At 65.7% G+C, this 18,042-nt stretch carries 12 protein-coding genes; 8 read left to right on the top strand and 4 right to left on the bottom strand.

Annotated features, from left to right (window positions below; genetic code table 11):
• Nucleotides 1–2,031 (bottom strand): excinuclease ABC subunit UvrB, encoded by a 2,031-nt coding sequence (uvrB, locus tag FS845_RS09510; protein WP_144633502.1) that lies wholly within the window; start codon nucleotides 2,029–2,031, stop codon nucleotides 1–3.
• Nucleotides 2,032–2,134: 103 nt separating this feature from the next.
• Here uvrB and FS845_RS09505 point away from each other — a divergent pair, with 103 nt between their 5' ends.
• The 8 genes from FS845_RS09505 (at nucleotide 2,135) to FS845_RS09470 (ending at nucleotide 13,021) form a co-directional block, all read left to right on the top strand.
• Nucleotides 2,135–3,337 carry an amino acid aminotransferase gene (locus tag FS845_RS09505; protein WP_144633498.1) on the top strand — a complete coding sequence of 401 codons (1,203 nt, stop codon included), beginning with the start codon at nucleotides 2,135–2,137 and terminating at the stop codon, nucleotides 3,335–3,337.
• 249 nt (nucleotides 3,338–3,586) lie between these two features.
• Entirely contained in the window at nucleotides 3,587–4,240 is a 654-nt protein-coding gene (gene lexA / locus FS845_RS09500) for a transcriptional repressor LexA (RefSeq protein ID WP_144633495.1), read from the top strand.
• Between the two features lie 325 nt (nucleotides 4,241–4,565).
• Nucleotides 4,566–5,540, top strand: coding sequence for a tripartite tricarboxylate transporter substrate-binding protein (locus FS845_RS09495; protein ID WP_144633492.1), 975 nt, complete (start codon nucleotides 4,566–4,568; stop codon nucleotides 5,538–5,540).
• 467 nt (nucleotides 5,541–6,007) lie between these two features.
• Nucleotides 6,008–8,362 carry a type VI secretion system Vgr family protein gene (locus tag FS845_RS09490; protein ID WP_144633489.1) on the top strand — a complete coding sequence of 785 codons (2,355 nt, stop codon included), beginning with the start codon at nucleotides 6,008–6,010 and terminating at the stop codon, nucleotides 8,360–8,362.
• Between the two features lie 10 nt (nucleotides 8,363–8,372).
• Nucleotides 8,373–8,795 (top strand): DUF3592 domain-containing protein, encoded by a 423-nt coding sequence (locus FS845_RS09485; RefSeq protein ID WP_144633486.1) that lies wholly within the window; start codon nucleotides 8,373–8,375, stop codon nucleotides 8,793–8,795.
• Nucleotides 8,796–8,815: 20 nt separating this feature from the next.
• On the top strand, nucleotides 8,816–11,560 hold the full coding sequence (locus FS845_RS09480; RefSeq protein ID WP_144633483.1) for a DUF2169 domain-containing protein: 2,745 nt from the start codon (nucleotides 8,816–8,818) through the stop codon (nucleotides 11,558–11,560).
• Nucleotides 11,560–12,621, top strand: a complete 1,062-nt coding sequence (locus FS845_RS09475; protein WP_260986246.1) for a pentapeptide repeat-containing protein — start codon at nucleotides 11,560–11,562, stop codon at nucleotides 12,619–12,621. The genes FS845_RS09480 and FS845_RS09475 overlap by 1 nt, the downstream gene beginning before the upstream one ends.
• Nucleotides 12,622–12,631: 10 nt before the next feature.
• The gene (locus FS845_RS09470) at nucleotides 12,632–13,021 is read left to right on the top strand and encodes a DUF4150 domain-containing protein (RefSeq protein ID WP_144633477.1); all 390 of its coding nucleotides are present in this window, start codon (nucleotides 12,632–12,634) and stop codon (nucleotides 13,019–13,021) included.
• Nucleotides 13,022–13,238: 217 nt separating this feature from the next.
• Here FS845_RS09470 and lon read toward each other — a convergent pair whose 3' ends face one another.
• The 3 genes from lon to clpP form a co-directional block, all read right to left on the bottom strand.
• Nucleotides 13,239–15,680, bottom strand: coding sequence for an endopeptidase La (gene lon, locus FS845_RS09465; RefSeq protein ID WP_144633474.1), 2,442 nt, complete (start codon nucleotides 15,678–15,680; stop codon nucleotides 13,239–13,241).
• A gap of 258 nt (nucleotides 15,681–15,938) precedes the next feature.
• Nucleotides 15,939–17,240, bottom strand: a complete 1,302-nt coding sequence (clpX, locus tag FS845_RS09460; RefSeq protein ID WP_144633471.1) for an ATP-dependent Clp protease ATP-binding subunit ClpX — start codon at nucleotides 17,238–17,240, stop codon at nucleotides 15,939–15,941.
• Nucleotides 17,241–17,387: 147 nt separating this feature from the next.
• Complete coding sequence (clpP, locus tag FS845_RS09455; RefSeq protein ID WP_066415548.1) at nucleotides 17,388–18,041, bottom strand: ATP-dependent Clp endopeptidase proteolytic subunit ClpP; 654 nt, start codon at nucleotides 18,039–18,041, stop codon at nucleotides 17,388–17,390.
• Between the last annotated feature and the right edge of the window lies 1 nt (nucleotide 18,042).

Here is an 18,042-nt window from a genome sequence, read left to right as displayed (position 1 = left end):
CTACACCGCGCCGTCCAGCAGCACCCGTTTCTTCAGCGCGTTCAGGGCGTCGCGCGCCGCGGCGGCCTGTTCGAATTCCAGGTTGCGGGCGTGATCCATCATCTGCTTTTCCAGGCGCTTGATCTCGCGGGCCATGGCCTTCTCGTCCGTCAGGGCCTCGGCCGGCACCGCGGCCTCGAGCGTGTCATGGGCAGCGGGCGCCACCACGCCGTCGATCAGTTCGCGCACCGCCTTGCTGACACCGCGCGCGGTGATGCCGTGCTCGGCGTTGTGCTGCAGCTGCTTGTTGCGGCGCCGCTCGGTCTCGTCCATGGCGCGCCGCATCGAGTCGGTGATGTGGTCGGCATACAGGATGGCGTGGCCGTTCAGGTTGCGCGCCGCCCGGCCGATGGTCTGGATCAGGCTGCGTTCGGAGCGCAGGAAACCTTCTTTGTCGGCGTCCAGGATGGCCACCAGCGACACCTCGGGAATGTCCAGGCCCTCGCGCAGCAGGTTGATGCCCACCAGCACGTCGAAGGTGCCCAGCCGCAGGTCGCGGATGATCTCGACGCGCTCGACGGTGTCGATGTCCGAGTGCAGGTAGCGCACCTTGATGCCGTGCTCGGTGAGGTAGTCGGTCAGGTCCTCGGCCATGCGCTTGGTCAGCGTGGTGACCAGCACCCGCTCGCCCACGGCGATGCGCGTCTTCAGCTGGCCCAGCAGGTCGTCGACCTGCGTGCGGGCCGGCCGCACCTCGACGATGGGATCGACCAGGCCGGTGGGCCGCACCACCTGCTCGACCACGTTGTCGGCGTGCTCTTTCTCGTAGGCCGCGGGCGTGGCCGAGACGAACACGCACTGGCGCATGCGCGCCTCGAATTCCTCGAGCTGCAGCGGCCGGTTGTCCAGCGCGGAAGGCAGGCGGAAGCCGTACTGCACCAGCGTTTCCTTGCGAGCCCGGTCGCCGCGGAACATGCCGCCCAGCTGGCCGATGGTGACGTGGCTCTCGTCGATGAACATCAGCGCGTCGCCCGGCAGGTAGTCGATGAGCGTGGGCGGCGGCTCGCCCGGCGCGGCGCCGGACAGGTGGCGCGAATAGTTCTCGATGCCCTTGCAGAAGCCCAGCTCCTGCAGCATTTCCAGGTCGAAGCGGGTGCGCTGCTCCAGGCGCTGCGCCTCGACCAGCTTGCCGTCCTTGGTCAGGAACGACAGGCGCTCGCGCAGTTCTTCCTTGATGGTCTCGATGGCGCGCAGCACGGTCTCGCGCGGGGTCACGTAGTGCGATCCCGGGTACACGGTGAAGCGCGGCAGCTTCTGGCGCACGCGGCCGGTCAGCGGATCGAACAGCTCGAGCGTCTCGATCTCGTCGTCGAACAGCGTCATGCGCAGCGCCAGCTCGGGGCTTTCCGCGGGGAAGATGTCGACGGTCTCGCCGCGCACGCGGAACGTGCCGCGCGTGAAGTCGGCGTCGTTGCGGGTGTACTGCATGGCCACCAGCCGCGCCAGGATCTCGCGCCGCGAGATGCGGTCGCCGGCGCGCAGGATCAGCACCATGGCGTGGTAGTCGCCCGGATTGCCGATACCGTAGATGCACGACACCGTGCCCACGATGACCGTGTCGCGGCGCTCCAGCAGGCTCTTGGTGGCCGACAGGCGCATCTGCTCGATGTGCTCGTTGATCGAGGAGTCCTTCTCGATGAACAGGTCGCGCGTCGGCACGTAGGCTTCGGGCTGGTAGTAGTCGTAGTACGAGACGAAGTACTCGACCGCGTTGCGCGGGAAGAACTCGCGCATCTCGGCGTACAGCTGCGCGGCCAGCGTCTTGTTGGGCGCCAGCACCAGGGCCGGGCGGCCCATGCGCGCGATGACGTTGGCCATCGTGTAGGTCTTGCCGGAACCGGTGACGCCCAGCAGCGTCTGGTACATCAGCCCGTCTTCCACGCCCTGCACCAGGCCCTCGATCGCGCCGGGCTGGTCGCCCGCGGGGGGATAGGGTTGGTAGAGGTGGAAGGGGCTGCCGGGGTAGTCGACGAATCCAGAATCGGGCGGCATGCTAGACTTTTTCCAAGATGTCTTTTTCAAGACATTCTGTCGGGGCTAAACCGCCCATTATCCACAGCACCCGGTAGTGCGTCCACCCAGCCATTCAACGCCCATGAGCAACCTCTTCGCTTCCGTCGAACTCGCGCCGCGCGACCCCATTCTTGGCCTGAACGAGCAGTACAACGCCGACACCCGCCCCGGCAAAGTGAACCTCGGCGTGGGCGTGTACTACGACGACGAAGGACGCATTCCCCTGCTGGGCGCGGTGCGCCGCGCAGAAGTTGCCCGCGTCGAGGCCGCCGCCGCGCGCGGCTACCTGCCCATCGAGGGCATCCCGGGCTACAACAAGGGCGCGCAGGCGCTGCTGCTGGGCGCCGACTCGCCGCTGGCCGCCGCCGGCCGCGTGCTGACCACCCAGGCCCTGGGCGGCACCGGCGCGCTGAAGATCGGCGCCGATTTCCTGCGCCAGCTGCTGCCGAAATCCAAGGTGCTGATCAGCGATCCCAGCTGGGAAAACCACCGCGCCCTGTTCGAGCGCGCGGGCTTCCCGGTCGGCACCTACACCTACTACGACGCCGCCACGCACGGCCTGAACTTCGAGGGCATGCTGGCCGACCTGAAGTCGGCTCCGGCCAACACCATCGTGGTGCTGCACGCGTGCTGCCACAACCCCACCGGCGTCGACCCCACGGCCGAGCAGTGGCGCCAGATCGCCGACGTGGTCAAGGCCAACGGTCTGGTGCCGTTCCTGGACATCGCGTATCAGGGTTTCGGCGCGGGCCTGCAGGAAGACGCCTCGGTCGTGCGTATGTTCGCCGACCTCGACATCACGATGCTGATCAGCTCGTCGTTCTCGAAGTCGTTCTCGCTGTATGGCGAGCGCGTGGGCGCGCTGACCGTGGTGGCCGGCGACAAGGAAGAAGCCGGCCGCGTGCTGAGCCAACTGAAGCGCACCATCCGCACCAACTACTCCAACCCGCCCACCCACGGCGGCACGCTGGTTTCCACCATCCTGAACGACGCCGAACTGTTCGCGCAGTGGGACAAGGAGCTGGCCGGCATGCGCGACCGCATCCGCCTGATGCGCAAGCAACTGGTCGAGAAGATCAAGGAACACGGCGCCACGCAGGACTTCAGCTTCGTGCTGGACCAGCGCGGCATGTTCTCGTACTCGGGCCTGACCAGCGCGCAGGTCGATCGCCTGCGCGAAGATCACGGCGTGTATGCCATCAGCACCGGCCGCATCTGCGTGGCCGCGCTGAACAGCCGCAACATCGACAAGGTGGCCGCCGCCATCGCCGCCGTCATCAAGTAAGCCCCGCGGCGGTTCGATGACCAGAGACGGGGCCCACGGGCTCCGTTTTTCTTTGTGCCCCGCCCTGCGCGGCGACAGGCCCGGGACCGGCACGCGGCGGCCCGTCCACGCGCGGTGCAGGCCCGTACGGCCCCGCAACGGCACCGCAGCATCGCGTTTCACATGCGCGTCTTGCATTTTTACGCTGCGTCCCCCAGAATGCCGCTGTATATACATACAGTCCGCGTTCAGCGCACACGGATCATCGCCATGGCCACCAAACTCACGGAACGCCAACAGGAAATCCTGGATCTCATCCGCCAGACGGTTGCCCGCACCGGCTTCCCGCCCACGCGCGCCGAAATCGCGCAGGCGCTGGGTTTTCGTTCGCCCAATGCCGCGGAAGATCACCTGAAGGCACTGGCGCGCAAGGGCGCCATCGAACTCACCGCGGGCGCCTCGCGCGGCATCCGGCTCAAGCCGCTGGCCGATGCCCCCGCCGATGCCCCCTCCTCCGCCGCCGCCACACTGGCGCACCTGCTGCTGCCGCTCATCGGCCGCGTGGCCGCGGGCAGCCCCATGCTGGCCGCCGAGCATGTCGAACGCGAAGTGGGCGTCGATCCGGGGCTGTTCGCGCAGGCGCCCGACTACTTGCTCAAGGTGCGCGGCATGAGCATGCGCGACGCCGGCATCCTCGAGGGCGACCTGCTGGCGGTCAAGAAGACCGCCGAGGCGCGCAACGGCCAGATCGTCATCGCCCGGCTCGACGACGAAGTCACCGTCAAGCGGCTGCAGCGCCAGAATGGCCGCATCGAGCTGCTGCCCGAGAACCCCGATTTCTCGCCCATCATCGTTCAGGCAGGGCAGGACTTCTCGGTGGAAGGCATCGCCGTGGGCCTGATCCGCACGCAGGCGCTGCACTGAAAGCGGCAGCGCCGCAATTTCCGGCGCGGGGCGGGTTGTATCGCATTGGCCGCGCTGGCTGCGTTGTACTGGTCAGGCGGGGCAGCGCCGGGTTGGCGTGATTGGGCGGCATCGTCGCCGTCCCCGCCATGACCCGGCAGATGCCCAGGCAACTGCCGCCTGGCTGCCCCGCAGCCCCCGCGCCGACACGGCGGACTCTCCTCCGCCACGGTGCCCGATATGCATATTGCTTATCGGTCGTTGTCGCCGCCATTACGTCCCCCTAAGATCGCGCGTCCGGTCGCCCCCCCGCGGCGCCCACAGCACTCTTTCCAGGACGTCCCCCATGAAGTTTTCCCCGCGCTTTTCCACGCTGCGCCTGGCCGGCGCCGCCGCCGCGCTGATGGCCTGCATGGCCGCCCCCGCCCACGCCGACCGCGTCATCCGCATCGTCGTACCCTACGGTCCCGGCGCCACGCAGGATGCCGTCGCACGCACCTTCACCAACGAGCTGGGCCAGGCATTGGGCGCCACCGTCGTGGTCGAGAACCGCGCCGGCGCGGGCGGCAGCGTGGGCACCACGCAGGTCGCGCGGGCCACGCCAGACGGCAATACGCTGGTGATGGCCGCGGCCAGCCACTACCTGGCCGCGCATCTGTACGCGAAGCTGCCCTACGACCCGGTCGGCGATTTCGCGCCGGTGTCGTACGTGGGCCGAACGGGCTACGTGGTGGGCGTCTCCGCGCCCTCCGGCATCGACAGCCTGAAGGCCCTGATCGATCGCGCGCGCGCCGAGCCCGGCAAGCTGAACTACGCCTCGGCCGGCAACGGCAGCGCCTCGCACCTGGCCACTGCCCTGCTGGCCGCGCAGGCCGGCATCACGCTGCAGCACATCCCCACGAAATCCACCGGCGATGCCGTGACCGAACTGCTGGCCGGCCGCGTGGAAGTCGTCACCGGCGCCAGCATCGGCATGCTGGCCTACCGCAACGACGCGCGCGTCAAGCTGCTGGCCTACTCGGGCCAGCAGCGCTCGCAGTTCCTGCCCGACCTGCCCACCGTGGCCGAGGCCGGCCTGCCCGGCTACGTCTTCGACTCGTGGCTGGGCCTGCTGGCGCCGGCCGGCACGCCCGCGGCCGAAGTCGAGCGCATCAACGCCGCCGTGACGAAAGTGCTGCAGGAGCCCGTCGTTCAGAAGCGGCTGGCCAGCCTGGGCGTCGAAGCCGGATCCCTGCCCGTGGCGCAGTTCCAGGCTCTCCTGAAGGACGACTGGAAACGGTCCGCCGACGTCGTCAAGGCGGCAGGCGCGCGCATCGAATGACCGGAGCAGCCCGCTGTCCCGACCGCCGTGCACGGCCGCGTCTGGCGGTGGGCGACCACGGTCGGCCTCGGCGGCGTTGCGCATCCCTGTAAGGAAAGTGCAATAAAAAGTACAGGCCCGCGCAGTCCCCATTCCATCCCAGAGCGGGCTCGTCAGGCACAGCAATTGCGTTCGCCCCGAACCGCGCCTTCCGACCTCCTGCGTCCATAGGCGCAATCCTTCGTTGACGTGCCTCCCAGATCAATGTCGCGAAGTCCCCGCGCCGGCCTGAATCCGGCCATTCATGTTTTTTAACAAAATGGCTCATTCACACATATGGCCTGCCTGCCCCCCGGGTTATTAATTGCGCCTTCGGTGCAACGGCGGCCTACGCCCGCGCACGCGCGCCACCCTGATAACAACAGCCATCATCGAGGATGATGGAGCGGCCATTCGGTGGAATGCCGCACTGGCACACGAGGGATGTCATGGACGTACCGGATACCATCCAATACCGCGCCATCGTTGCGCATACGCCCTTGGAAGGCCAACTGGCCTTCCGCAGCATGACCGGCTCCGAAGGCCTGTCGCGGCTGTTCGAATTCGACGTCGAACTGATCGCCGACAACTACAACCTGGACCTGGACGCCCTGCTGGGCAAGCCGCTGACGCTGGAGATGGAAACGCAGGCCGGCTCGCGCTTCCTGGACGGCCACGTCACCCGCTGCGAAATGATCGGCCGCGAAAGCGGCACCTCGCGCCACTACATCTATCGCGCCACGGTGCGCCCCTGGCTCTGGTACCTGACCCAGACGTCGGACAGCAAGATCTTCCAGAAGAAGACCATCCCGGACGTCATCAACGAAGTGCTGGCCGAACACGGGTTCGCCTTCGAATCGAAGCTGACCGGCAGCTACCGCACCTGGGAATACTGCGTGCAGTACCAGGAGACCGACTTCGCTTTCATCAGCCGCCTGATGGAGCACGAAGGCATCTACTACTACTTCAAGCACGACAAGGGTCAGCACACGCTGGTCATGATCGACGACGTGGGCTCGCACGACCAGCAGGCGGGCTACGAGGACATCCCCTACTACGGGCCGGACCGCCTGGTCACGCCGCAGGACGAATACATCTCGATGTGGGAAGTCGCGGCCGCGATCACGCCAGACAGCTACGCCACCGTGGACTACGACCCGATCAAGCCCGGCGCCAGCCTGGACGCGGTGTCGCGCCAGCCGGGCGGGTCCCAGAGCGGCAACCTGGAGATGTACGAATGGCAAGGCGGCTTCCAGGAGCCCGACCAGGCCGAGCAGTACTCGAAGATCCGCCTGCAGGAACTGCAGACCCATCGCAAGCAGGGACGCGGCATGGGGTCGGCGCGCAAGATCGCGCCGGGCTACCTGTTCACGCTGAAGAACCATCCCCGCGCGGCCGAGAACAGGGAATACCTGGTCGTGTCGGCCAACTACCGCATGAACTCCGGCGGCCATTCGACGGGTTCGGGTTCCGAGTTCTTCTGGGAAACGTCGTTCGTCGTCCTGCCCACCAGCCAGCAGTACCGCGCTCCGCGCACCTCGCCGGTTCCCCATACGCACGGCCCGCAGACCGCCAAGGTCGTGGGTCCCGCCGGCGAAGAAATCTGGACGGACGAGTACGGGCGCATCAAGGTGCAGTTCCACTGGGACCGCTACGGCCAGAAGAACGAGAACAGCTCGTGCTGGGTGCGCGTCTCCAGCCCGTGGGCGGGCGGCGGCTTCGGCGGCCTGCAACTGCCGCGCATCAACGACGAGGTCGTGGTGGACTTCATCGGCGGCTGCCCGGACCGTCCGCTGATCCTGGGCCGCGTCTACAACGGCAACAACATGCCGCCCGTCGACCTGCCCGCCAGCGCCACGCAGAGCGGTTTCCGCAGCCAGTCGGTGCATGGCGATCCGTCCATGTCCAACCGCATGATCTTCGACGACAAGCTGGGCCTGGAGCTGTTCCACACGCGCGCCCAGCGCAACATGCTCAACGACGTGGTGAACGACCACGACCACCACGTCGGCAACAACCACTGCCAGAACGTCGGCGTGGACCACACGCATACCGTCGGCAAGAACCACACGCAGACGATCGGCTGCAACCACACCATCGAGGTGGGCGAGGACCTGAAGACCACCATCAAGCGGATGGAAGAGCGCCTGGTGAAGGCCGAGCAGAAGATCACCGTGATGAAGGACGCCACGCAGACCTTCCAAGGACAGTTCACCAAGACGGTCACCGGCCTGGAAAAGCGGATCACCGAAGCGCGGCAGGAGATCACGGTGCAGCAGGCCGCCCTGCACACCTACAACACGACCCTCACGCAACTGGTCACGGCCAACCACGACCTGAAGGTGCAGGCGGACCAAAGCACGGAAGTTCTGGGCGAGATGAAGATCGAGTCCGGTCGCTTCTGGAAGTCGGTCAAGGGCAGCTCGTTCGACACGACGATCGGCGCGAAATTCACGGCGGTGGTCGGCACGAACACTTCACTGTATGCCGCGCCCAATATCTCGATGGCGCCCGTCAGCGTGTCGACCAACGGCGCGAGCTTCACCCTGAACGGCGCGTCGGCCACCGTGGTCGGCAAGACCCTGTCGACCGCAGGCCAGAAGGCCAAGCTGGCGGCCACCGAACAGCGCCTGGTCGGCATCGAGAACGGGGTGGCGGTCGCCCGCTCCCGTACCGCCGCGCTGGCGCGCATCACCCGGGGCGTCAAGATGGCGCAAAGCGGCATCAAGCAGGACCTGAACGGGGTGAAGAACAACATCAGCACCCTGGACAACCGCGTGTCCGCGCTCGAGAGCCACGCCTAGGGAGAGACGGATGCAGTGGGTCAAATACCTGATGATCACGCTGACGGCCGCCCTGTTGATCTGGGCGGCCTGGGCTGCGTACAGCGCGGACTATGGCACGGCCGGCGGCATGCTGTTCAGCGCCCTGGTGGTCGGCGGGATCTACCTGTTCATGTTGCACCCTTACGTCCGCCAGGACGCGCTGTTGGCGCGCCTGGACAAGGAAGGGGTCCGGGCGCAGGGTTCCATCGTCAGCGTCCAGGAGACCTCGTCGTACGTGAACGAAGTGCCCGTCATGCGCGTCAACGTCAGGTATTCCGTCAACGGGAAAGAGCATTCGCACGAAGTGAAGCAGCCCATTCCCTACCAGGCCCTGGCGTCCGTGCGTCCGGGCAAGCGGATCTCCATCCTGGTCGACCCCAAGAACACCGATCAATTCCTCCTGCAGTTCTGAGGGCGCCGGCGCCCAGGCCCATGAAAACCATCAAGCCGTTCCGCCTGACCTCGCTGCATCGCCCCTATTCCTGGCGCAAGCGCAATTTCCTGTCCGTGGCGATCTTCGCGCTGGCCGACCTGCGAGACCCGCGCGCGCCCAAGCTGCTGACCGACATGGAAGTCTGGCGCGAAGTGATGCCCGAGCTGGACTGCGACGGCGTCATCGACCACGTACTGCCCAAGACCGTGCCCGAGTTCCTGGTGGGCGGCCATGCCTACACCGCCCATCAGGACGACAAGACGAAGGTGATGGTGCGCGCCGAGGTCGGCGGCCTGCAGAAGGAATTGCTGGTATTCGGCGACCGCTACCTGATCGGCGACCGTCCGACCGATCCGGCGCCCTTCGACAGCATGCCGATGAGCTGGTCGCGCGCGTTCGGCGGCCCGGCCTTCGCCGAGAACCCCGCGGGCACGGGCATCGAGCCCGTGGACGTCAACGGCCAGAGGCTGGTGCGCTATCCCAACATCGAGCATGGCACCGACCGCTATCAGCGCGGCCAGCGCAACGGCACGCCCTACAGCCTCGGCCCCATCAACATGATGTACCCGCGGCGCTTCGGGCTGATGGGCACGTATTCCGAACGCTGGAAGATGGAAGAGTTTCCGGGCTTCTTCCCGGACATGAATCCCCTGATCTTCAATGCCGCCGAGCCCGACCAGCGCTGGCCTGACCGCGCCGAGCTGCCGTTGGGCGAGGCCTTTGCCATCTGGAACATGCACCCTGCCCTGCGGTGCTGGGAAGGCACGCTGCCGCGTTGGCACGCGCGGGCCTTCATCCGCAGGAAGGCGGCGGACGGCCAGGCGCCCGCCATCGACGAAGTCGAAATGCGCGCCACGACGGCCTGGTTCGTGCCCCACCAGGAAAGAGTGCTGCTGATCTACCACGGCAACATCGAGGTGGAAGAGGACGACGCCAGCGACGTGCTCAGCCTGATGTCCGCGCTGGAAGCCCAGGGCGCCGAACGGCCGGCGGAGCACTATGCGGACATCATGCGCCTGCGCGAGGACCCGGAAACGGGCGGCATGCACGTGATGTGCGACGACGAGCTGATCACCGCGTCGATCCTGGGTTCCGTGTACGTCGACACCGATGCCGTGTACCAGACGCCGACCTGGATCAAGTCGCAGCTGTACAAGCACAGGATGGTCGCGCAGCAACGCCAGGAGATCGCCAGCTACGGCCAGGATCCGGACGAATTCCTGCCCGACCTGCACGGACCGGAGCGCCGCTACGGCCCGGGCGACCTGCCCGAACTGGCCAGGGAGATGGCCAAGCAGAAAGAGGAAGCCGCCAGGCTGAAGGAACAGCTCGAGCGCCAGAGCGCGGACCTGAAGGCGCAGTACGAAAGACAGGGCATGCCCGTGCCCGACACCGACAGCCGGCCCTCCGGCCCGCCCAAGGCGCTGCTGGAGTTGCTGGGCCAGCCGGACATGCTGGCGTCGCTGGTCAAGCCCGGCACCGGCGAGGTCGATTTCAGCCTGCTCGGCAAGCTGGTCGGCGACGCCGAGCCGCTGGCGCCCGCGGACTACAGGCAGCCGCCCGAGTATGCGGAGTTCGTGAAGAGGAACCCGCAGACGAACACGAGCGAGGCCACGGCCTGGACGCAGGAGCCCGCCTTCCAGCGCCAGATGCGCTCGATGAAGCCGCTGCTGCACAAGAGCTATCTGTATTCGGCGCACTGGCAGGATGCCGCCCTGAAGCTGGACACCGAGCAGAACCGCATCATCCGCGAACTGGTGCAGGAAAAATACCAGCGCGGCGAATCGCTGTCGGAACTGGACCTGACCGGGTGCGCCCTGCCCAAGCTCGGCTTCGAGAACGCCGACTTCAGCCGCTCGTTCCTGGAGAACAGCGACCTGTCCGACTGCACCTTCCGGGACTGCGATTTCACGGAGTGCGTGCTGGCGCGCGCCGACCTGTCCAACAGCAGGTTCGTGAACTGCACCTTCGAACGCGCCAACCTGTCGCTGGCCAAGCTGTACAACGTGTGCTTCGAGAACTGCGCATTCAAGGAATCGGTGATCGAGAACGCGGACTTCGAGGAATGCGTGATCCAGGGCGGCCTGTTCGACTCGCTGATGCCCAACAAGGTGCGCCTGCTGAAATGCCGACTGCTGGGCGGCGCCCATTTCCGCATGAGCATCTTCAACGAGGCCGACCTGTCGGACTGCCGCCTCGAGGACGTGCGCTTCGAAAAGGTGTCGTTCCAGAACGGCAGGCTGGCCGACACGGTGTTCGACGGCGCCCACCTGGACGGCGGCTCGTTCTTCATCACGACCCTGTCCAGCGTGTTCTTCCATCGCTGCCAGATCAGCAACACCGCGTTCGTGCACCAGACCCGGCTGGACGCCTGCTCGTTCGAGTCGTCCAGCCTCAAGCAGTGCAACTTCCGCGAGACGCCGATGCAGTCGGTGAACTTCGAGGACGCCCGCATCGAGCTGTGCGACTTCTCCCTGGCGGACCTCAGCAACGCGAACCTGCGCAACAGCCGCGCCGCCAACAGCCTGTACACGCGGGCCACGCTCGTGCATTCGGACCTTTCCCACGCGAACCTGATGGGCAGCGACTTCAAGGCGGCCGACCTGCGGCACGCCGACCTCAGCGTGGCCAACCTGTTCCGCACCAATTTCGCCCTGGGCAAGATGGACGACAGCACGGCACTGGATGGCGCGTACAAGAAGGAAGTGAACCTGTATCCCCTGCGGCAGGCAAAGGCCTCGTGATGACCCTGGACGAACTGCTCGAGAAGACCCAGTACGGCGAACCGGTCTCGGACCAGCGCTTCGCCGGCCTGCGCCTGGCTGGCGCCGACCTGTCCGCGACGAGCTTCGATCACGTCGATTTTTCCGCCTGCGATTTCGACGGCTGCAACCTGGCCGAGGCCACCTTCACCGGCTGCGACTTCACCGGCGCCGTCTTCAAGGACTGCACGCTGCAGAAGGCCATCTTCAACGAATGCCGGATGGGCGATGGACGCTACACGCGCGTGGCCCTGACGCACGCCATCCTGAACGATTGCGACCTCTCGGCCGTCCGGATGTCGGACAGCAACCTGGGGTTCACCACCCTGCGCCACTGCACGCTGACGGACGCCGTGTTCAACGACATCGTTAACGACCACGCCGTGTTCTTCTGCTCGCGGCTGGACCGCACGCGCTTCGAGTCGATGACGTTCTCGCAGTTCACGTTCCACCAGGCCGACCTGAGCGCCTGCGAATTCGAGGACGTGGCGTTCGAGAAGACCGTGTTCTTCGAATCCGACCTGCACGGCCTGCGGATGCCGCGCCAGTCCATGGTGATGTGCCAGTTCATCGATGCGAACCTGCACGGCGTGGACCTAACGGGCAGCGACCTGACGCAGAGCAGCTTCAAGGGCTGCGACCTGGCCGGGGCGCGGCTGGACTCGGCCAGCGCGAACAATGCGCTGTTCCCCTATGCCAAGGCGGCCGGCGCGTCGTTCAGGAACGCCCGGCTGGATGCGTCGCTATGGGTCGAGTGCGAGGCCGACCACGCCGATTTCACCGGCACCTCGCTGAAGCAGGCGGTCTTCCACAAGGCGCTGCTGAAGGACGCGCGGTTCGACGACTGCGACCTGGAGTACACGGATTTCTCATATGCCGACGTCAACGGCAGCAGTTTCGCCAAGTCGGCCTTCAGCCGGACCAAGTTCCACCGGGCGTTGATGGACTCGGATGCATTGCTCAGGCGCCCCGGCGTGCTGGCGACCGATCCCGCGCTGTACGAGGCAGAGCTCTGGAGCGCCGGCCACGGCAACAGCATTTAGGAGACCACACATGTTTACCAACACACAGATGTTCGGCGTGGACCTGGGCTTTCCCGACGTCTGCCTGACGCCGCCGGCGCTGATCCCGATCCCCTATCCCGACATTGCGCTGGGCCCCACGGCCATACCCGTGTGCTTCAACATCCTGCACTGCTTCGCGCCGGTCCATAACCTGTTCACGATCACCCCCATCACCAACGGCGACAACCCCGGCATCGCCACCGGCGTGATCTCGCACCTGGTCATGGGACCGTCCACGCCGCGCACTGGCGCGTTCACCTACCTGAACCGCTGCGCGCCCACCACGCGGCTGACGTCGATCAACACCCAGAACGGCATCAACACGATCGGCATGCGCATCGTGCCCAGCCAGCCGAAGATCCTGGCGCTGGGCGCCTGAGCGGAAAGGAATGGCGTCCGGACTGCCGGACACAGCGCTTGCGCGGTGAGCGGCCGGCAATCAGGCGGCCATCGAAATGCCCCGCCCATGCGCAAGGCATGACCTGCACGAAAAAATAGCCGCTCGATGAGCGGCTATTTCATGGGCGTCGCGGACGATGCCGCGACGCGTGCCCTGCAAGACAGGCCACCTGCCGGTGGCCGACATGCATGCCCGATCAGTGCTTGATCTGATCGCTGGAGCTGGACGGCTCGACCGGCTTGGCGGCCACCAGGGGTTCCTTGACGGCTTCGTCGTCGGACAACGGCTCGGGCAGGCGCTCCAGCGCCAGCTCGAGAACCTTGTCGATCCAGCGCACGGGCACGATCTCGAGGAAGTTCTTGACGTTGTCCGGGATGTCGGCCAAGTCCTTCACGTTTTCCTCGGGGATCAGCACCGTCTTGATGCCGCCACGGTGGGCCGCCAGCAGCTTCTCCTTCAGGCCGCCGATGGGCAGGACCTCGCCGCGCAGCGTGATCTCGCCCGTCATCGCCACGTCGGCGCGCACCGGAATGCGCGACAGCGCGGACACCATCGCCGTGGTGATGGCGATGCCGGCCGACGGACCATCCTTGGGCGTGGCGCCCTCGGGCACGTGCACGTGCATGTCGTGCTTCTCGAACACGCTGTCCGCGAAGCCCAGGCGGCGGGCGCGCGAGCGCACCACCGTACGGGCCGCCTCGACCGATTCCTTCATCACGTCGCCCAGCGAGCCGGTGCGCTGGATGTTGCCCTTGCCCGGCATGTCGGCGACTTCGATGGTCAGCAGGTCGCCGCCTACTTCCGTCCAGGCCAGTCCGGTGACCTGGCCGATCTGGTTTTCCTTCTCGGCCATGCCGAACGTGTAGCGGCGCACGCCCAGATACTCGTTCAGGTTCTCGGCGTCGACCGTGACCGGGGTGACCACGGCCTCTTCACCCTTGTCAGACTGGGTCAGCAGCTTCTTGATGACCTTGCGGCAGATCTTGCCGATCTCGCGTTCGAGCGCGCGCACACCGGCTTCGCGGGTGTAGTAGCGCACGATGTCGCGCAGCGCGCTGTCGTCGACCGACAGCTCGGCTTCCTTCACGCCGTTGTTCTTCATCAGCTTGGGCAGCAGATGGTCGCGGGCGATGTGGATCTTCTCTTCCTCGGTGTAGCCCGACAGGCGGATCACTTCCATGCGGTCCAGCAGGGCCGGCGGAATGTTCAGCGTGTTGCTGGTGGCCACGAACATGACGTCGGACAGATCGAAGTCGACCTCGATGTAGTGGTCCTGGAACGTGTGGTTCTGTTCCGGATCCAGCACCTCGAGCAGGGCCGACGATGGATCGCCACGGAAGTCCATGCCGAGCTTGTCGATCTCGTCCAGCAGGAACAGCGGGTTGCGCACGGCGACCTTGCTCATGTTCTGCAGGATCTTGCCGGGCATCGAGCCGATGTACGTGCGGCGATGGCCGCGGATCTCGGCCTCGTCGCGCACGCCGCCCAGGGCCATGCGCACGAACTTGCGGTTCGTGGCCTTGGCGATGGACTGGCCCAGCGAGGTCTTGCCCACGCCCGGAGGGCCGACCAGGCACAGGATCGGCGCCTTGACCTTGTCCACGCGCTGCTGCACCGCGAGATACTCGAGGATGCGTTCCTTGACCTTCTCCAGGCCGTAGTGGTCGTCGTCCAGCACCTTCTCGGCGTTGACGATGGAGTTGTTGATCTTGCTCTTCTTCTTCCAGGGAAGATTGATGAGCGTGTCGATGTAGTTGCGCACCACGGTGGCCTCGGCCGACATGGGCGACATCAGCTTGAGCTTCTTGAGCTCGGCATCGGCCTTCTTGCGCGCTTCCTTGGGCATGTGCGCGGCGATGATCTTCTTTTCCAGCTCTTCGAGGTCAGCGCCCTCTTCGCCTTCGCCCAGTTCCTTCTGGATGGCCTTGACCTGTTCGTTCAGGTAGTAGTCGCGCTGGCTCTTCTCCATCTGCTTCTTGACGCGGCCACGGATGCGCTTCTCGACCTGCAGGATGTCGATCTCGGTCTCGAGCTGCGTGAGCAGGCCCTCCAGGCGCTGCGACGTGCCCGTGATCTCGAGCATGGCCTGCTTCTGCTCGAGCTTGAGCGGCAGGTGCGCGGCGATGGTGTCGGCCAGACGGCCGGCGTCATCGATGCCCGCCAGCGAGGTGAGGATCTCGGGCGGGATCTTCTTGTTGAGCTTCACGTACTGCTCGAACTGGGCCACGATGGCGCGGCGCAGGGCCTCGGTCTCGGAGCCCTGGCTGGCATCCGGCTCGATGGGCGTGACCTGGCAGGTGAAGTGCGACTCGACGTCCTGGATGCTGTCGATGCGGGCGCGCTGCGTGCCCTCGACCAGCACCTTCACGGTGCCGTCGGGGAGCTTCAGCATCTGCAGGATGCCGGCGACGCAGCCGATCTCGTAGACGTCCTCGGGGGTGGGATCGTCCTTGCCGGCCGATTTCTGGGCGACCAGCATGATGCTCTTGCCCGCCTCCATGGCGACCTCGAGCGCGCGGATGGAGCGCGGGCGGCCGACGAACAGCGGGATGACCATATGCGGAAACACCACGACATCGCGCAGCGGAAGCAGCGGGAGGTCGATGGGTTCGGAAGGCAGGGTCTGGCTGGCAGACATAGGAATTCCTCGGTTGACTCGGCGTATCGAAGACGGGCCTATCGACGTCGATGGGCCCATCGGTTACGTCTGATATGGGAACAATAGCCGAAAATTCAAGCGACCGTGGGCGATGCCACCGACAGATGCAAAAAAACCCGTGCATGACGGGTTTTTTAGGGTTTTTTGCCGCTTTGAAGGGCAAAAAAGCCCTTTTTATCGAAAGCCATGCCCATGCGTCGCGCATGGGTATGGCTCGTCGCGGAAAACGTTCGGGGATCAGGCCGCCGCGTTGCGGACCTCGCCACGCGACGGCTTGGAGTCGGCTTCGCCTTGGTCGTCGGCGTAGATCAGCAGTGGCTTGCCCTCGCCTTCGATCGCGCCGTCCTCCAACACCACGCGCTTGACGTTGCCCTGCGAGGGCAGGTCGTACATGGTGTCCAGCAGCGCGCCTTCCAGGATGGAACGCAGGCCCCGCGCGCCGGTCTTGCGCTTGAGCGCCTTGCGGGCGATGGCCTTCATGGCCCCCGGCCGCACGTCCAGCTCAGCGCCTTCCATGGCGAACAGCTTCTGGAACTGCTTGACCAGCGAGTTCTTGGGCTCGGTGAGGATCTGCACCAGGGCAGCCTCGTCCAGCTCGTCCAGCGTGGCGACCACCGGCAGGCGGCCCACCAGCTCGGGGATGAGACCGAACTTGATCAGGTCTTCGGGCTCGACTTCGCTGAACAGCTCGCCCACGCCACGTTCGGACTTGGCCCGGACGGCGGCCGAGAAGCCGATGCCGGACTTCTCGGTACGGTCGCGGATGACCTTCTCCAGCCCGTCGAAGGCGCCGCCCACGATGAACAGGATGTTGGTCGTATCGACCTGGACGAAGTCCTGGTTGGGGTGCTTGCGCCCGCCTTGCGGGGGCACCGAGGCGATGGTGCCTTCGATCAGCTTCAGCAGCGCCTGCTGCACGCCCTCGCCCGACACGTCGCGGGTGATGGACGGGTTGTCGGATTTACGCGAGATCTTGTCGATTTCGTCGATATAGATGATGGCGCGCTGCGCCTTCTCGACATCGTAGTTGCAGTTCTGCAGCAACTTCTGGATGATGTTCTCGACGTCCTCGCCCACATAGCCGGCTTCCGTCAGCGTGGTGGCATCGGCCATCACGAACGGCACGTTCAGCATGCGCGCCAGCGTCTGGGCCAGCAGCGTCTTGCCCGAGCCGGTGGGGCCGATGAGCATGATGTTGCTCTTGGACAGCTCGACCTCGTCGCCCTTGATCTCGCCGTGGCGGATGCGCTTGTAGTGGTTGTAGACAGCCACGGCAAGCATGCGCTTGGGCGAAGTCTGGCCGATGACGTACTGGTCAAGGAACGTCTTGATCTCGGCCGGGGTGGGCAGCTCGGAGCGAATCGCGGCGCGCGCGGTGGCCTGGGCCTCCTCGCGGATGATGTCGTTGCACAAGTCGATGCATTCATCGCAGATGAATACGGACGGACCTGCGATCAGCTTGCGGACTTCATGCTGGCTCTTGTTGCAGAACGAGCAATGCAGCACCTTTGCGTCTGCCGATCCCTTTTTTTCAGGCATAAGTGTTTCGTTTCTCTGGAGCCGGATGCGTCCGCCGCCTGGGCGGCGACACATCCAACGCTTACTCGAAAAATGACGGCAGTGCGGACCGGGGACTGGTTGCGGCCCCCGGGGATTCAAACGTCCGGGGTTGGAGCTTCCGGGAAATCAGACGTCCGCACGGGTCGTCAGAACCTTGTCAACCAGACCATACGATACCGCATCTTCGGCGGACATGAAGTTGTCACGCTCCGTGTCCACCGCAATGCGCTCGACCGGCTGGCCGGTGTTCTCGGCCAGGATGCGGTTCAGGCGCTCGCGCAGGTCCAGGATCTCGCGAGCCTGGATCTGGATGTCGGTGGCCTGGCCCTGGGCGCCGCCCGAAGGCTGGTGGATCATGATGCGGGAGTTGGGCAGCGAGAAGCGCTTGCCCTTCTTGCCCGCCGCCAGCAGGAACGCGCCCATGCTGGCCGCCAGCCCCGTGCACAGCGTCGAGACGTCGGGCTTGATGAACTGCATGGTGTCGTAGATGGCCATGCCCGCATACACCGACCCGCCGGGCGAGTTGATGTAGAACGAGACGTCCTTGTCGGGATTCTCCGATTCCAGGAACAGCAGCTGCGCCACCACCAGGTTGGCGGTGGCGTCGTTGACCGGACCGACCAGGAAGATCAGCCGTTCGCGCAACAGTCGCGAGTAGATGTCGTAAGCGCGCTCGCCCCGGCCCGACTGCTCGATGACCATGGGGATGTACCCCAGGCCGGTCGGCGTGACCGACGAGCCGCCGTGCATGGACGCGTAGAAATCGGTGAATCTCTGCATG

Origin of the sequence: Bordetella genomosp. 13 (genome assembly GCF_007679965.1) — a bacterium.
GTDB lineage: Bacteria > Pseudomonadota > Gammaproteobacteria > Burkholderiales > Burkholderiaceae_B > Bordetella.
The sequence above is the reverse complement of the archived record's forward strand: the minus strand, read 5'-3'. Positions and strand labels throughout refer to the sequence as shown.

Coding starts and splice junctions, on each gene's coding strand:
- uvrB (WP_144633502.1), bottom strand. CDS start 2,031: ATGCCGCCCGATTCTGGATTCGTCGACTACCCCGGCAGCCCCTTCCAC.
- FS845_RS09505 (WP_144633498.1), top strand. CDS start 2,135: ATGAGCAACCTCTTCGCTTCCGTCGAACTCGCGCCGCGCGACCCCATT.
- lexA (WP_144633495.1), top strand. CDS start 3,587: ATGGCCACCAAACTCACGGAACGCCAACAGGAAATCCTGGATCTCATC.
- FS845_RS09495 (WP_144633492.1), top strand. CDS start 4,566: ATGAAGTTTTCCCCGCGCTTTTCCACGCTGCGCCTGGCCGGCGCCGCC.
- FS845_RS09490 (WP_144633489.1), top strand. CDS start 6,008: ATGGACGTACCGGATACCATCCAATACCGCGCCATCGTTGCGCATACG.
- FS845_RS09485 (WP_144633486.1), top strand. CDS start 8,373: ATGCAGTGGGTCAAATACCTGATGATCACGCTGACGGCCGCCCTGTTG.
- FS845_RS09480 (WP_144633483.1), top strand. CDS start 8,816: ATGAAAACCATCAAGCCGTTCCGCCTGACCTCGCTGCATCGCCCCTAT.
- FS845_RS09475 (WP_260986246.1), top strand. CDS start 11,560: ATGACCCTGGACGAACTGCTCGAGAAGACCCAGTACGGCGAACCGGTC.
- FS845_RS09470 (WP_144633477.1), top strand. CDS start 12,632: ATGTTTACCAACACACAGATGTTCGGCGTGGACCTGGGCTTTCCCGAC.
- lon (WP_144633474.1), bottom strand. CDS start 15,680: ATGTCTGCCAGCCAGACCCTGCCTTCCGAACCCATCGACCTCCCGCTG.
- clpX (WP_144633471.1), bottom strand. CDS start 17,240: ATGCCTGAAAAAAAGGGATCGGCAGACGCAAAGGTGCTGCATTGCTCG.
- clpP (WP_066415548.1), bottom strand. CDS start 18,041: ATGCAGAGATTCACCGATTTCTACGCGTCCATGCACGGCGGCTCGTCG.